The following is a 14,436-nucleotide window of genomic DNA, read 5'->3' on the forward strand; positions in this document are numbered from 1 at the left end:
GAATCACCTAATTTCTAAGCAGCACAAGGAGTGCTGTTAACAGGATGAATAGAAGCAGCGTGAACGTGTCCTTCATGCCCCAGACAAGCTGACGGTATTTCGTCCGTCCTTCTCCCCCGCGGTAGCCCCTCGCTTCCATCGCGGTCGCCAGTTCCTCTGCACGCTTAAACGCACTGACGAAAAGCGGAACAAGCAAAGGAACGATCGCTTTCAGGCGATCCTTTAAAGGTCCGCTTGTAAAATCAACGCCTCGTGCCATTTGTGCCTTCATGATTTTGTCGGTCTCTTCTAGTAACGTCGGAATAAACCGAAGAGAGATGGACATCATGAGAGCAAGCTCATGAACAGGCAGTTTGATTTTACGGAATGGGTGCAGAAGCTTCTCCATCCCGTCTGTCACTTCTATAGGCGTTGTCGTTAACGTAAGAAGTGTCGTCATCATGATGAGATAGACAAAACGGAGTGAAATGAAGATCCCCTGCTTTAGACCTTCTTCATAAATATTCAGAAAACCAAAGTGGAATAGCAAGACGCCATCCTTTGTCATGAAAATATGCAGAATAAAGGTAAACAGGACAATCCATAGGATCGGCTTCATTCCCTTGAGAATAAAGTATAACGGCACCTGAGAAACCATCACCACAAGAATGGTAAAGACACCTAAAAGCCCGTAAGTGATGTAATTATTAGCAAAAAAGACAATAAAGACAAAAAAGAAAATTGATAACAGCTTTGTCCTTGGATCAAGACGATGGACAAAGGATGAACCTGGCACATATTTGCCGATAATCATACTATCCATCATGATGTCGTGCCCTCCTGATAAAGAGCTGTTAAGGCTTCTGCCATTTCATCCATGGTCAGAAGCGGCCTTGGAAACGTAATACCAAGCTTTTCTTCTACAGTCTGCTGGAACTTAATCGTTTCTGGGAGGTCGAGACCAAACGAAGACATGTCTGTACGATTGGCAAACAACTCTCTCGGCGTACCTGTCGCCTTCACTGTCCCTTTATGCATCACAATCATTTGATCCGCATAATGAGCGGCATCTTCCATACTGTGTGTGACCAGAATCGTGGTGAGGTTTGCCTTTTGATGAAGGTCATAGAACATGTCCATGATTTCCTTCCGCCCGCGTGGATCCAGCCCAGCAGTCGGCTCATCAAGCACAAGCACCTCTGGTTCCATCGCTAAGACGCCTGCAATCGCCACACGTCTCATTTGCCCGCCGCTTAGTTCAAAGGGAGATCGAGATAATAGGGACTCAGGAAGACCAACCAGTGTCAGCATCTCCTTCGCCTTCGCTTCTGCCTTCTCTTGAGGAACGCCGAAGTTCATCGGACCAAAGCAGATATCCTTGAGGATGGTTTCCTCAAAGAGCTGATGCTCAGGAAACTGAAACACGATGCCTACCTTTTTGCGGAGAGGTTTCATATCCTTCTGCTTTTTATTGGCTTGTAAAACTGTCTCTCCAAGCGCAATGCTCCCCTTCGTTGGTTTGAGCAATCCATTTAAATGCTGCAGCAATGTAGACTTGCCAGAGCCCGTATGACCAATGACAGCGACATAGCTGCCCTCTTTGATGGAAGCATTGACATCATACAAAGCGAGACGCTCAAACGGCGTTTTCATTTGATAACGATGCTCTAATTCTTTGATCGTAATGTCCATAGCTCTTTCACCAATCCTTCTTGTGTCAAATGGGCATTCGCAAGCGGCACACCATGCTGCTTCAATTGCTTGCTCAATCGATAGGAGAATGGCAGATCAAGTCCAATCTGAACCAGCTGTTCATCTAGTTCAAATACTTCCTCTGGCGTTCCCTCGGCAAATTTCTTCCCGCCATTCATCACAATGACGCGGTCTGCCTTGGCAGCCTCGTCTAAATCATGTGTGATGGAAATAACTGTGACCGTTCCTTGTTCCTTCAGTAGTCTAACAGTCTCTAACACTTCTTCACGGCCAATCGGATCAAGCATTGATGTTGCTTCATCCAAGATCATGATGTCAGGGCTTGCGGCAAGCACACCTGCAATGGCGACTCTCTGCTTCTGCCCGCCTGATAGATGGTGCGGCTCTTGATCAAGAAACTCCTGCATATTGACCTGTTTGACAGCCCAATCTACACGTTCTATCATCAATTCCCGCTCAACCCCGTTATTTTCTAAACCAAAAGCCACATCATCACGAACCGTTGAGCCCACAAATTGGTTATCTGGGTTTTGAAAGACCATTCCGACCTTTTTGCGAATATCCCACACACTTTCTTCTTTGAGCTCAATCTCTCCAACCTTGACCGTACCAGCATCCGGTAAAATGAGCCCATTCAGCACACGGGCAAGTGTGGATTTACCTGAACCGTTATGACCAACAATGGCGAGCCATTCATTTTGATTCACATGCAATGACACTTGATCTAAAGCGGGCTTGTCCGCATCCTTGTGATAACGAAATACAATGTCTTTAACGTCAATTAATGTCTTCCCCATCTCTACCGGACCTCCTCTCAGCTCAACCTCTTCTTTGCTTATTCCTAAAAAAGCCGTAGTACCTAAAAAAGGGCATAGATCCAGTTATGAACTGTCCCGCCCTTTCTTAGATACACGATATGTGATTAAACTAATTCAATGACAGCCATTGGTGCGCCATCGCCGCGACGAGGTCCAAGCTTCATGATACGAGTGTATCCACCTTGGCGATCTTCGTAGCGAGTTGCAACGTCAGCGAATAATTTTTGAAGTGCATCTTGGTTTGTTTCAGCGTTAGCTACTTCATTACGAATGTAAGCTGCAGCTTGACGGCGAGCATGAAGATCTCCGCGTTTGCCAAGAGTGATCATTTTTTCAACTACAGAGCGAAGTTCTTTCGCACGTGTTTCAGTTGTTTCAATGCGTTCGTTGATGATCAAATCAGTCGTTAGGTCACGAAGCATTGCTTTACGTTGTGCACTAGTGCGTCCTAGCTTTCTGTATGCCATGTGATGTCCCCTCCTTAATTAGAGATGCTGTATGAATAAAAAACACACGAAAATCCTAGTTCACAATGAAACTAGTCAATCGTCTTTACGAAGACCCAGTCCAAGTTCTTCTAGTTTCGCTTTCACTTCTTCAAGAGATTTACGTCCAAGGTTACGAACTTTCATCATATCCTCTTCTGTCTTGTTAGCAAGCTCTTGAACAGTATTAATACCCGCACGCTTCAAACAGTTGTAAGAACGAACAGAAAGATCAAGCTCTTCAATTGTCATTTCAAGCACTTTTTCTTTTTGGTCTTCTTCTTTCTCAACCATGATTTCAGCATGCTGAGCTTCGTCAGTTAACCCAACGAAAATATTCAGGTGTTCAGTTAAAATCTTAGAACCTAGAGCGATCGCTTCTTTCGGTCCTGTGCTTCCATCAGTCCATACATCTAGTGTTAGTTTATCATAGTTTGTGATTTGCCCAACACGGGTGTTCTCCACTTGATAAGTCACACGAGATACAGGTGTATAGATTGAATCGATCGGAATCACACCGATTGGCTGATCGTCTCTTTTGTTTGCATCAGCAGGATTATACCCGCGACCTCTTTGTGCAGTTAAGCGAACACGGAAGCTCGCATTCTTGCCAAGAGTTGCGATGTGAAGATCTGGATTTAAGATTTCAATATCGCTGTCGTGTGTAATATCAGCAGCTGTTACAGTACCTTCATCTTGTACATCAATTTCAAGCGTCTTCTCTTCTTCAGAGTAGATTTTGAGTGCAAGCTTTTTAATGTTTAAGATAATCGTTGTAACATCTTCAACCACGCCTTCGATCGTTGAGAATTCGTGTAAGACACCATCTATCTGGATCGATGTTACAGCTGCACCAGGAAGTGAGGATAAAAGGATACGACGAAGGGAGTTCCCTAAAGTGGTACCATATCCACGCTCAAGTGGCTCTACGACAAACTTGCCATACTTGGCATCGTCGCTGATTTCAACCGTTTCGATTTTTGGTTTTTCAATTTCGATCATCTAATAAAACCCTCCTTCAAAACGTCGAAACCTCGAATAGAATCATATGAGATTCCATCCGAAATTCCTCATTGTTTAGTCCCGTATGTGCTCAGGCAACGAGTCGTGTATTCGTCTCATAAATAACTGTATCATAACCCATTATTGACAGGGACACAAAATCTATACAAACAAATTACACGCGGCGACGTTTTGGTGGACGGCATCCGTTATGAGGAACTGGAGTTACGTCTCTAATTGCAGTAACTTCAAGACCTGCAGCTTGAAGTGCACGAATTGCAGCTTCACGACCAGAACCAGGACCTTTAACAGTTACTTCAAGTGTTTTAAGACCATGTTCGATAGAACCTTTAGCAGCAGTTTCAGCAGCCATTTGTGCAGCGAAAGGAGTAGATTTACGAGAACCTCTGAATCCTAATGCACCAGCACTTGACCAAGAAATTGCGTTTCCATGAACATCAGTAATCGTTACAATCGTGTTGTTGAAAGTGGAACGGATATGAGCGATTCCAGCTTCAATATTCTTTTTCACGCGACGTTTACGCGTATTTTGTTTACGAGCAGCAGCCATTCTTTAACTACCTCCTTTACTTATTTTTTCTTGTTAGCTACAGTACGACGCGGACCTTTACGAGTACGCGCGTTGTTTTTTGTGTTTTGTCCACGAACAGGAAGTCCTCTACGATGACGGATTCCGCGGTAGCTTCCGATTTCAATTAGACGCTTAATGTTAAGTGAAACTTCACGACGAAGGTCACCTTCTACTTTAAGTTTGTCAATGATATCACGGATTTTACCAAGTTCGTCTTCAGTTAGATCGCGAACGCGAGTGTCTTCAGAAACACCTGCTTCTTTAAGGACTTGTTGCGCAGTCGTACGACCAATTCCAAAAACATATGTTAAAGAAATGACAACACGTTTATCACGTGGAATATCTACACCAGCAATACGAGCCATGATTTGGGCACCTCCTTGTTATTAGCCTTGTTTTTGTTTATGTTTTGGGTTTTCACAGATCACCATTACTTTTCCTTTTCTGCGAATCACTTTACATTTTTCACAGATAGGTTTAACAGATGGTCTCACTTTCATGTGTTTCCAACCTCCTTCTTCCGGAGTTGCTTTATTTGTAACGGTACGTAATTCTACCACGAGTTAAGTCATATGGAGATAATTCTACCGTAACTTTGTCTCCAGGTAAAATGCGAATGAAGTGCATACGGATTTTTCCTGATACATGAGCCAAAACTGTATGACCATTCTCTAGTTCAACTTTGAACATTGCATTTGGCAAAGTTTCTGCTACAGTACCTTCCACTTCAATTACATCGTCTTTCGCCATTCAAGTGTTCTCCCTTCTTCAAATCAGTAACTTGCTCTCTGACAAATGTCCAAATGAGAATCTCTCAATTGTCCATCTATCACCCGACCTGTTTTGAATATACTGTTCTGAACTTCCGGAGATACGCAATCATAAAAGGTTATATGATTGATATTTTTTCTTAGGAGAATGAAATTTACGCTTTTCTCCGTCTGCGATTAGTACATGGCAGCCAACGAACATGCCGATGACACCTGTATACTGATCTTGTTCTTTCTTTGGACTATACAGACAACCTGCCCGATTTGGGCCTGAAAGGCTTCAGTGAAGACCTAAATCTTAGTCAGTATATCAAAACCTGTATCTGTAATCGCAATCGTATGCTCAAAATGAGCACACTTTTTCCCATCAACCGTTACAACCGTCCAGTTATCAGCCAATGTTTTCACATATCGGCTGCCTGCGTTCACCATCGGTTCGATGGCCAACACCATTCCAGGTTTTAGCCGCGGGCCTTTGTTGGGCGGACCATAATGAGGAATTTGAGGGTCCTCATGAAGATCCTGTCCGACCCCATGTCCAACATATTCTCTAACAACTGAAAAATTTTCATTTTCAACATACGTTTGTATGGCATGGGAAATGTTCGACAGACGTTCGCCTGGCTTTGCTTCCTGTAAGCCTTTATATAGAGATTCCTCTGTGACTTCCAGTAGTTTGCGGTCTTCATCACTGATTACCCCAACTGGATAAGTCCAAGCAGAGTCACCATGATAGCCATTTAACTTTGCGCCAATATCGATACTAATGATGTCACCATCACGTAAAACCCGTTTACCAGGAATACCGTGAACGAGTTCTTCATTCACCGAAACGCAAATGCTCCCGCGAAAACCATTATACCCTTTAAAAGATGGGATTGCACCCTGCTTTGTAATAAAACGTTCGGCAATTTGATCCAATTCTTTTGTCGAAATACCTGGTTTTATATGTTTCTTCAGCTCTTCATGAGTCAGTGCGACAATACGTCCAGCTTCTCTCATAATCTCAAGCTCGCGAGGAGTTTTACAGATAATCATTTATTTAATCCTCCAAGCAGGTCCTTGATATCTGCATATACATCGTTAATGTGCTTCGCACCATCAATGTTTGCAAGATATCCTTTTTCTGAATAGAAGTTCAGTAAAGGTTCAGTCTGCTTTAAGTTTACTTCAAGTCTAGTCGAAACGGTTTCTGCATTATCATCTGCACGTTGATAAAGCTCGCCTCCACACTTGTCGCAAACATTTTCTTTCGCAGGTGGATTGAATACTAAATGATATGTTGCTCCGCAATTTTTGCAAATTCTTCGGCCAGTCAGACGCTCCATCAAAGCATCTTTATCGACTTTAATATTAATGACATAATCAATCGTTCTGCCAAGGTCCTTTAGAATTTCTTCTAAAGCTTCAGCCTGAGCGACTGTTCGCGGAAATCCGTCCAGAAGAAAACCTTGTTCACAATCATTTTTGCCAAGTCTTTCTCTAACAATACCGATTGTGACCTCATCAGGAACAAGCTCTCCTTTATCGATAAAGGATTTTGCTTCGAGCCCAAGTTGTGTCTCCTCTTTCATAGCAGCGCGGAACATATCTCCTGTTGAGATATGAGGGATCCCATAATCATCAACAATTCGTTCTGCCTGAGTGCCTTTACCAGCACCCGGAAGCCCCATTAAGACTAAGTTCATTTCGGATTTCCCCTTCCTTACTTAGAGAGGTTGGGCAGCTGCCCAGCCCTCTGTTTTATTTCATAAATCCACGGTAGTTTCGTTTCACTAATTGGCTTTCAAGCTGTTTCATTGTTTCAAGTGCAACACCTACAACAATGAGAAGACTTGTGCCGCCAATTTGTGCAGCGGAAGGTAATCCAGCGAATTGAATGAAAAAGATAGGAAGTATTGAAATCACGGCTAAGAAAATGGCGCCCACAAACGTGAGTCGGTACAAAATGCTCGTAATTCTATCTTGAGTCATTTTCCCTGGACGAACTCCCGGGATATAGCCACCCTGCTTTTGCAGATTTTCAGCCATTTGTTCAGGATTGACTTGGACAAAGGCATAAAAATATGTGAAAGCAACAATCAGTGCTACATAAATCGTCATACCGATTGGCTTAGTATAGTCAAAGTTGTTGGTTATCCAAGTTGTCACATTATTGGTTCCGAAGAACGATGCGATCGTCTGCGGAGTAATAATGAAAGAAACGGCAAAGATGACTGGAATCACCCCTGCAGGATTCACTTTCAATGGAAGGTGCGTTGCTTGACTAGCAGACATTTGTGCACGGCCAGTTCCTTTTGAATATTGAATTGCAATCTTTCTCACTGCCATTTGAATGTAAATAACACCGATAACAATGACAAGAATGGCAATTACAATAAGGGCAATTTTAAGGATTTGCATGAACAGCTGTCCATCTCCACCTACAAATTGTTGAGCGTACACTTGTTTTAATGTTTGAGGGATACCAGCGATGATACCGGAAAAGATAATAATCGAAATCCCGTTACCAACACCGTGAGCAGTAATCTGCTCACCCAGCCACATTAAAAATGCTGTTCCCGCAGTGAGTACGACCGCAATTAAGAGATACGTTGAAACACCAGGGTTTTCAATCAGCATGCCTCCTGCCATATTGTTGAATCCATATGACATTCCTAACGCCTGGATAAATCCTAGAACAATTGTAAAATACCTTGTGAATTGTGCTAATTTTCGGCGGCCAACCTCTCCTTGCTTTGACCACTCAGTAAACTTCGGAACAACATCCATCTGCAAGAGCTGAATGATGATCGAAGCAGTGATATACGGCATAATCCCCATTGCAAGAATGGAGAATTGGAAAAGTGCCCCGCCCCCAAACGTGTTGAGGATTCCGAAAACACTCATTTGATCCTGTGCCTGGAGAACTTCGGCGTTCACATTAGGCACAGGGATGAAAGCACCTATACGAAAGACGACTAACATTAAAAGTGTGAATATAATCTTATTCCGTATATCTTTCACGCGCATAAAATTGGAGATTGTCTTAAACAAGTTAGATCACCTCGGCTGTACCGCCAGCAGCTTCAATCGCTTCTTTCGCAGAAGCAGAGAATTTATTGGCTTTTACAGTTAATTTTTTTTCTAATTTACCGTTGCCAAGAATTTTTACTCCTGCTTTTAACTTGCTTATTGCACCAGTCTCTAGAAGAAGTTCAGGAGTTACTTCCGTTCCTTCGTCAAAACTGTTTAATCTGTCTAAGTTGATTACCGCGTAATCTTTACGGTTGATGTTTGTAAAACCACGTTTTGGAAGGCGTTGGAATAAAGGCATCTGACCACCTTCGAAACCAGGGCGTACACCGCCGCCAGAACGAGCGTTTTGACCTTTATGACCTTTACCAGAAGTTTTACCGTTACCTGATCCAATACCACGACCAACACGGTTGCGTACTTTACGTGAACCTTCTGAAGGCTTCAATTCATGAAGTTTCATTTGGGCACCTCCTTATCGATTAAAAATGTTTTATTGTTCTTTAACAGAAACTAAATGAGACACCTTGTTAATCATGCCGCGGATCGCTGCATTGTCTTCATGTACGACTGTTTGGTTTGTTTTCTTAAGACCAAGAGTACGAACAGTGACACGCTGATCTTCAGGGCGACCGATTACACTGCGTTTGAGGGTAATTTCTAATTTATTTGCCATTATTGTTCCCTCCTTATCCTAACAGGTCTTCTACAGATTTTCCACGAAGCTTCGCTACATCTTCAGCACGTTTAAGCTCACTTAAACCTTGAAGTGTTGCGCGGATCATGTTGATCGGTGTATTAGAACCTAGAGATTTAGAAAGGATATCAGCTAGACCAGCAAGCTCAAGTACCGCACGCACTGGGCCTCCAGCGATAACTCCTGTACCTTCTGAAGCAGGCTTCAATAGAACGTTTCCTGCACCGAATCGACCGATGATTTCATGTGGAATTGTAGTTCCAACCATTGGTACTTCAATTAAATTCTTTTTCGCATCTTCAACAGCTTTGCGGATCGCTTCTGGTACTTCTTGTGCTTTACCAGTACCGAAACCTACATGACCGTTTTTGTCACCGACAACAACTAAAGCTGCAAAACGGAAACGACGTCCACCTTTAACAACTTTCGCTACGCGGTTAACCGTAACTAAGCGTTCTTCTAACTCTAATTTGCTTGGGTCAATACGACTCATTCGGATGTGTCCCTCCTTCTTTTATTAAAATTTAAGTCCAGCCTCACGAGCAGCTTCAGCTAGAGCTTTTACACGTCCATGATATAGGTATCCTCCGCGGTCAAATACCACGTTAGAGATTCCTTTTTCAACAGCACGTTTTGCAACAAGTTCGCCAACTTTAGTAGCAGCTGCAGTGTCAGAACTATTCTCGCTCTTTAACTCTTTATCAAGAGTAGAAGCACTTACAAGTGTTACACCGTTAACATCATCAATTACTTGAGCGTAGATATTCTTGTTAGAACGGAAAACGTTAAGGCGAGGTCTTTCAGCAGTACCTGAAAGTTTCGCACGAACACGAGCATGTCTTTTAAGACGAGTAGCGTTTTTGCTAGTTTTCGTAATCATCCGAGTCACTCCTTTCTTCACTTTAAGCGATCTTACTTACCAGTTTTTCCTTCTTTACGGCGAACGAATTCACCTTCGTAACGAATTCCTTTACCTTTGTAAGGCTCTGGAGCACGGACAGCGCGGATGTTAGAAGCTAGAGCTCCTACACGCTCTTTATCGATACCTTTAATGATTACTTTCGTTTGAGATGGAACTTCTACTTCAACTCCAGCCTCAGGAACGATTTCAACTGGGTGAGAGTATCCAACGTTAAGAACAAGTTTGTTTCCAGATTTAGCTGCACGGTAACCGACACCGATAAGTTCTAAACCTCTTTCGAAACCTTTAGATACACCTTCAACCATGTTTGCAATCAAGCTACGTGTTGTACCATGTAATGCACGGTGTTCTTTATTTTCAGACGGACGGCTTACAGTTAAGACGTTGTCCTCAATTTTAATTTCCATATCAGGGTGAAATGTACGAGTTAGTTCACCTTTTGGTCCCTTTACTGTCACTGTGTTATCGTTGTTTGTCACAGTTACTCCTGAAGGGATCTCGATTAGTTTTTTACCTATACGAGACATACCAAGCACCTCCATTCATCTTAAACTTTTTTTACCATACGTAAGCAAGTACTTCTCCACCAGCTTGTTTAGCACGGGCTTCTTTGTCCGATAAAACACCTTGTGATGTAGAAATAATTGCGATTCCAAGTCCGTTAAGTACACGTGGTACTTCATTTGATTTCGCATATACGCGTAAACCAGGTTTACTGATTCTTTTAAGACCAGTGATAACACGTTCGTTGTTTTGGCCGTATTTAAGGAACAAACGGATAATTCCTTGTTTGCTGTCTTCGACGTACTCAACGTCACGGATAAAACCTTCACGCTTTAAGATTTCAGCAATTTCTCTTTTGATTTTTGAAGCCGGTACTTCTAGCTTCTCATGACGTACCATGTTCGCATTGCGAATACGAGTCAGCAAATCTGCAATCGGATCTGTCATAACCATTATTTAATAACCTCCTTCCCATTTATGGGGATTACCAGCTGGCTTTTTTAACGCCAGGAATTTGTCCTTTATATGCAAGTTCGCGGAAACAAATACGGCAAAGTTTAAACTTACGAATAACTGAATGTGGACGTCCACAACGTTCGCAGCGCGTATACTCTTGAACTTTAAACTTTTGTTTGCGTTGTTGTTTCGCAATCATAGACTTTTTAGCCACGATTTCGCCTCCCTTTCATTGATTATTTCTGGAACGGCATACCTACTTGAGTTAATAACTCACGTGCTTCTTCGTCCGTATTGGCAGTAGTAACGATAACGATATCCATACCGCGGACCTTTGTTACTTTATCGTAATCAATTTCTGGGAAGATTAACTGTTCTTTAATACCAAGCGTGTAGTTTCCACGACCGTCGAAAGATTTCTTAGAAATCCCGCGGAAGTCACGTACACGTGGTAAAGACACAGAAATAAGTTTATCAAGGAAATCATACATGCGCTCTCCGCGAAGTGTTACTTTCGCACCGATTGGCATTCCTTCACGTAGACGGAATCCAGCAATAGACTTCTTCGCACGAGTAACGACAGGTTTTTGACCAGCGATAAACGTTAATTCTTCAACAGCAGTATCGATTGCTTTAGCGTTTTGAACGGCGTCACCAACACCCATGTTGATCACGATTTTTTCGATTTTTGGCACTTGCATTACTGAAGTGTATTCAAACTTAGAAACTAATGCAGGTGTAATTTCTTTTACATACTTTTCTTTAAGGCGGTTCATGAGAAAGACCTCCCTTCCTTATTTACTATTTATCTAGAACTTGCCCAGATTTTTTCGCTACACGGACTTTCTTTCCGTCCTCAACTTTATACCCAACACGTGTCACTTCACCCGTTTTAGGATCAAGCGGCATTACGTTTGATACGTGGATCGGCGCTTCTTGTTCAGAAATTCCGCCTTGAGGGTTAGCTTGGGTTGGTTTAGAGTGTTTTTTCACAAGGTTAATACCTTCTACTAAAACACGTTCCTTTTTAGGGAAAGCAGCAAGGATGACACCTTGTTTACCTTTATCTTTACCAGAGATAACCACTACTTTATCGCCCTTTTTAACATGCATTTAATCGCACCTCCTTGAGTCGCGGATTGTATTCATTAAAGTACTTCTGGTGCTAGAGAAACAATTTTCATATAGTTGTTTTCACGAAGTTCACGTGCTACTGGTCCGAAGATACGAGTTCCACGTGGGCTCTTGTCGTCACGGATGATGACACATGCATTTTCGTCGAAACTGATGTAAGATCCATCGTTTCTGCGAGCTCCGCTCTTTGTACGAACGATAACTGCTTTCACAACTTCACCTTTTTTGACAACGCCTCCAGGTGTTGCTTGTTTAACCGTACAAACAATGACATCACCGATGTTAGCCGTCTTACGTCCAGAGCCACCAAGAACTTTAATCGTTAGTACTTCGCGTGCGCCAGAGTTGTCAGCTACTTTTAAACGAGTCTCCTGTTGAATCATTAATGTTACCTCCTTTCGGAAAAAGAAATCCGAACTTTATTAGATAATAACGGCTTCTTCGACAACTTCAACTAGACGAAAGCGTTTAGTCGCAGATAAAGGACGAGTTTCCATGACCTTTACAATGTCTCCGATTTTTGCTTGGTTGTTTTCATCATGTGCTTTGAACTTTTTAGAGTATCTTACACGTTTGCCATAAAGTGAATGCTTTTTGTATGTTTCAACTACAACAGTGATGGTTTTATCCATTTTGTCAGAAACAACACGACCTTGATACACTTTACGTTGGTTACGTTCGCTCATGTTTGCGGGGCCTCCCCTCTAATTATTATTTATTAGCAGCGATTTCTCTTTGACGAATCACAGTTTTCATGCGTGCGATTGATTTACGCACTTCACGAATGCGAGCAGTATTTTCAAGCTGCCCAGTCGCTAATTGGAAACGAAGATTGAAAAGTTCTTCTTTAAGAGACTTTACTTTTTGTTCAATTTCAGCAGTGGTAAGGTCACGAATTTCATTAGCTTTCATTTGATTCACCACCAATTTCTTCACGTTTTACGAACTTCGTTTTAATTGGCAATTTGTGAGATGCAAGACGAAGAGCTTCACGAGCAACTTCTTCAGACACGCCAGAAATTTCAAATAAAACTTTGCCCGGTTTTACTACAGCTACCCATCCTTCTGGAGCACCTTTACCGGAACCCATGCGGACCTCTAGAGGTTTAGCTGTGTATGGCTTAGAAGGGAAAATTTTAATCCAAACTTTACCGCCACGTTTCATGTAACGAGTCATAGCAATACGAGCAGCTTCGATTTGACGGTTTGTGATCCAAGAAGCTTCAAGAGCTTGGATACCGTACTCACCGAAATGTACTTCAGTACCGCCTTTTGCACGACCACGCATTTTTCCACGATGTTCTCTGCGATACTTCACGCGTTTTGGCAATAACATATTATTTTCCTCCTTCCGCAGTATTCTTCTTAGTTGGAAGGACTTCTCCACGATAGATCCATACTTTTACGCCAAGCTTACCATAAGTAGTGTCAGCTTCAGCAGTAGCATAGTCGATGTCAGCACGAAGTGTGTGCAATGGAACAGTACCTTCACTGTAATATTCAGAACGAGCAATATCTGCACCGCCAAGACGACCAGAAACCATTGTTTTGATTCCTTGTGCTCCAGCACGCATTGTGCGTTGGATTGTTTGTTTTTGTGCACGACGGAATGAAATACGATTTTCAAGTTGACGAGCGATGTTTTCAGCAACTAGCTGAGCATCAAGATCTGCTCTCTTGATTTCAAGAATGTTGATGTGTACACGTTTGCCAGTTAGGCTGTTAAGAGCTTTACGAAGTGCTTCAACTTCAGATCCGCCTTTACCAATTACCATACCTGGTTTAGCCGTGTGGATTGTGATATTTACGCGGTTTGCAGCACGTTCGATTTCTACTTTAGAAACAGACGCGTCAGACAAACGCTTGCTGATGAATTCACGGATTTTCAAGTCTTCATGTAAGAAGTCAGCGTAATCTTTTCCTGCGAACCATTTAGATTCCCAATCACGAATGACGCCAATACGAAGACCTACTGGATTTACCTTTTGACCCACGGATTATCCCTCCTTCTTTTCTGATACAACGATTGTAATGTGGCTAGTACGTTTGTTAATTGCGCTCGCACGACCCATAGCACGTGGACGGAATCTCTTAAGTGTTGGACCTTCGTCAACGAATGCTTGAGTAATCACTAGGCTGTTAGCGTCCAACTCGTAGTTGTGCTCAGCGTTTGCGATAGCAGATTTTAATACTTTTTCAATAATTGGTGAAGCAGCCTTAGGTGTAAGGTTTAAGATAGAAACTGCTTCTCCTACTTGCTTACCTCGGATCAGGTCCATTACTAGACGTGCTTTACGAGGAGCAATACGGACTGTTCTTGCGACAGCTTTAGCTTGCATTTAAAAGCCT

27 protein-coding genes and 1 pseudogene are annotated in these 14,436 nt (G+C 42.6%); all 28 read right to left on the reverse strand.

Features of this window, described 5'->3' with window-relative positions:
* Positions 1-7: 7 nt before the first annotated feature.
* A complete protein-coding gene (locus JVX94_RS13785) occupies positions 8-805 on the reverse strand; it encodes an energy-coupling factor transporter transmembrane component T family protein (RefSeq protein WP_205183531.1) in 798 nt (265 codons plus the stop codon).
* On the reverse strand, positions 802-1,671 hold the full coding sequence (locus tag JVX94_RS13790) for an energy-coupling factor ABC transporter ATP-binding protein (protein WP_205183534.1): 870 nt from the start codon (positions 1,669-1,671) through the stop codon (positions 802-804). The genes JVX94_RS13785 and JVX94_RS13790 overlap by 4 nt, the downstream gene beginning before the upstream one ends.
* Positions 1,647-2,489: an energy-coupling factor ABC transporter ATP-binding protein gene (locus JVX94_RS13795; protein WP_144486220.1), complete on the reverse strand. Its 843-nt coding sequence runs from the start codon at positions 2,487-2,489 to the stop codon at positions 1,647-1,649. The genes JVX94_RS13790 and JVX94_RS13795 overlap by 25 nt, the downstream gene beginning before the upstream one ends.
* Positions 2,490-2,614: 125 nt before the next feature.
* On the reverse strand, positions 2,615-2,977 hold the full coding sequence (gene rplQ, locus JVX94_RS13800; RefSeq protein WP_003216944.1) for a 50S ribosomal protein L17: 363 nt from the start codon (positions 2,975-2,977) through the stop codon (positions 2,615-2,617).
* Between the two features lie 75 nt (positions 2,978-3,052).
* Complete coding sequence (locus tag JVX94_RS13805) at positions 3,053-3,997, reverse strand: DNA-directed RNA polymerase subunit alpha (RefSeq protein WP_003217009.1); 945 nt, start codon at positions 3,995-3,997, stop codon at positions 3,053-3,055.
* Positions 3,998-4,172: 175 nt separating this feature from the next.
* Positions 4,173-4,568 carry a 30S ribosomal protein S11 gene (rpsK, locus tag JVX94_RS13810; protein WP_003217231.1) on the reverse strand — a complete coding sequence of 132 codons (396 nt, stop codon included), beginning with the start codon at positions 4,566-4,568 and terminating at the stop codon, positions 4,173-4,175.
* 20 nt (positions 4,569-4,588) lie between these two features.
* On the reverse strand, positions 4,589-4,954 hold the full coding sequence (gene rpsM / locus JVX94_RS13815) for a 30S ribosomal protein S13 (RefSeq protein WP_003217023.1): 366 nt from the start codon (positions 4,952-4,954) through the stop codon (positions 4,589-4,591).
* 21 nt (positions 4,955-4,975) lie between these two features.
* Positions 4,976-5,089 (reverse strand): 50S ribosomal protein L36, encoded by a 114-nt coding sequence (gene rpmJ / locus JVX94_RS13820; protein WP_003156543.1) that lies wholly within the window; start codon positions 5,087-5,089, stop codon positions 4,976-4,978.
* 31 nt (positions 5,090-5,120) lie between these two features.
* On the reverse strand, positions 5,121-5,339 hold the full coding sequence (gene infA, locus JVX94_RS13825) for a translation initiation factor IF-1 (RefSeq protein WP_003217190.1): 219 nt from the start codon (positions 5,337-5,339) through the stop codon (positions 5,121-5,123).
* Positions 5,317-5,623, reverse strand: a pseudogene (locus JVX94_RS19600) (KOW domain-containing RNA-binding protein). Before JVX94_RS19600 ends, infA begins: the two are co-directional and overlap by 23 nt.
* A gap of 27 nt (positions 5,624-5,650) precedes the next feature.
* Positions 5,651-6,397: a type I methionyl aminopeptidase gene (map, locus tag JVX94_RS13830; protein ID WP_003217210.1), complete on the reverse strand. Its 747-nt coding sequence runs from the start codon at positions 6,395-6,397 to the stop codon at positions 5,651-5,653.
* Entirely contained in the window at positions 6,394-7,047 is a 654-nt protein-coding gene (locus JVX94_RS13835) for an adenylate kinase (protein ID WP_024425604.1), read from the reverse strand. Before JVX94_RS13835 ends, map begins: the two co-directional genes overlap by 4 nt.
* Positions 7,048-7,102: 55 nt before the next feature.
* A complete protein-coding gene (gene secY, locus JVX94_RS13840; RefSeq protein WP_047203799.1) occupies positions 7,103-8,395 on the reverse strand; it encodes a preprotein translocase subunit SecY in 1,293 nt (430 codons plus the stop codon).
* A 1-nt stretch (position 8,396) separates the two neighbouring features.
* Positions 8,397-8,837, reverse strand: a complete 441-nt coding sequence (gene rplO / locus JVX94_RS13845) for a 50S ribosomal protein L15 (protein WP_003216888.1) — start codon at positions 8,835-8,837, stop codon at positions 8,397-8,399.
* A gap of 30 nt (positions 8,838-8,867) precedes the next feature.
* Positions 8,868-9,050, reverse strand: a complete 183-nt coding sequence (gene rpmD, locus JVX94_RS13850; RefSeq protein ID WP_003217067.1) for a 50S ribosomal protein L30 — start codon at positions 9,048-9,050, stop codon at positions 8,868-8,870.
* A 13-nt stretch (positions 9,051-9,063) separates the two neighbouring features.
* A complete protein-coding gene (gene rpsE / locus JVX94_RS13855; protein WP_007496332.1) occupies positions 9,064-9,564 on the reverse strand; it encodes a 30S ribosomal protein S5 in 501 nt (166 codons plus the stop codon).
* 24 nt (positions 9,565-9,588) lie between these two features.
* The gene (gene rplR, locus JVX94_RS13860; RefSeq protein ID WP_095407554.1) at positions 9,589-9,951 is read right to left on the reverse strand and encodes a 50S ribosomal protein L18; all 363 of its coding nucleotides are present in this window, start codon (positions 9,949-9,951) and stop codon (positions 9,589-9,591) included.
* Positions 9,952-9,983: 32 nt separating this feature from the next.
* Positions 9,984-10,520 (reverse strand): 50S ribosomal protein L6, encoded by a 537-nt coding sequence (rplF, locus tag JVX94_RS13865; RefSeq protein ID WP_048240164.1) that lies wholly within the window; start codon positions 10,518-10,520, stop codon positions 9,984-9,986.
* Positions 10,521-10,551: 31 nt separating this feature from the next.
* Positions 10,552-10,950, reverse strand: coding sequence for a 30S ribosomal protein S8 (gene rpsH, locus JVX94_RS13870; RefSeq protein ID WP_007496327.1), 399 nt, complete (start codon positions 10,948-10,950; stop codon positions 10,552-10,554).
* Positions 10,951-10,981: 31 nt separating this feature from the next.
* Positions 10,982-11,167, reverse strand: coding sequence for a 30S ribosomal protein S14 (gene rpsN / locus JVX94_RS13875; protein WP_008356542.1), 186 nt, complete (start codon positions 11,165-11,167; stop codon positions 10,982-10,984).
* Between the two features lie 22 nt (positions 11,168-11,189).
* Positions 11,190-11,729: a 50S ribosomal protein L5 gene (gene rplE / locus JVX94_RS13880; protein WP_024425600.1), complete on the reverse strand. Its 540-nt coding sequence runs from the start codon at positions 11,727-11,729 to the stop codon at positions 11,190-11,192.
* A 25-nt stretch (positions 11,730-11,754) separates the two neighbouring features.
* Entirely contained in the window at positions 11,755-12,066 is a 312-nt protein-coding gene (gene rplX, locus JVX94_RS13885) for a 50S ribosomal protein L24 (protein WP_008356538.1), read from the reverse strand.
* 35 nt (positions 12,067-12,101) lie between these two features.
* Positions 12,102-12,470 carry a 50S ribosomal protein L14 gene (gene rplN / locus JVX94_RS13890; RefSeq protein ID WP_003216882.1) on the reverse strand — a complete coding sequence of 123 codons (369 nt, stop codon included), beginning with the start codon at positions 12,468-12,470 and terminating at the stop codon, positions 12,102-12,104.
* A 39-nt stretch (positions 12,471-12,509) separates the two neighbouring features.
* Complete coding sequence (gene rpsQ, locus JVX94_RS13895) at positions 12,510-12,773, reverse strand: 30S ribosomal protein S17 (RefSeq protein ID WP_003216906.1); 264 nt, start codon at positions 12,771-12,773, stop codon at positions 12,510-12,512.
* 25 nt (positions 12,774-12,798) lie between these two features.
* Positions 12,799-12,999, reverse strand: a complete 201-nt coding sequence (gene rpmC / locus JVX94_RS13900) for a 50S ribosomal protein L29 (protein WP_003217155.1) — start codon at positions 12,997-12,999, stop codon at positions 12,799-12,801.
* Entirely contained in the window at positions 12,989-13,423 is a 435-nt protein-coding gene (gene rplP / locus JVX94_RS13905) for a 50S ribosomal protein L16 (RefSeq protein ID WP_003156478.1), read from the reverse strand. The genes rpmC and rplP overlap by 11 nt, the downstream gene beginning before the upstream one ends.
* A gap of 1 nt (position 13,424) precedes the next feature.
* Positions 13,425-14,081, reverse strand: coding sequence for a 30S ribosomal protein S3 (gene rpsC / locus JVX94_RS13910; protein WP_003217241.1), 657 nt, complete (start codon positions 14,079-14,081; stop codon positions 13,425-13,427).
* Positions 14,082-14,084: 3 nt separating this feature from the next.
* Positions 14,085-14,426, reverse strand: a complete 342-nt coding sequence (gene rplV, locus JVX94_RS13915) for a 50S ribosomal protein L22 (RefSeq protein WP_007496316.1) — start codon at positions 14,424-14,426, stop codon at positions 14,085-14,087.
* Positions 14,427-14,436: the final 10 nt, after the last annotated feature.

Source organism: Bacillus sp. PDNC022, from assembly GCF_016919285.1.
GTDB classification, from domain to species: domain Bacteria; phylum Bacillota; class Bacilli; order Bacillales; family Bacillaceae; genus Bacillus; species Bacillus safensis.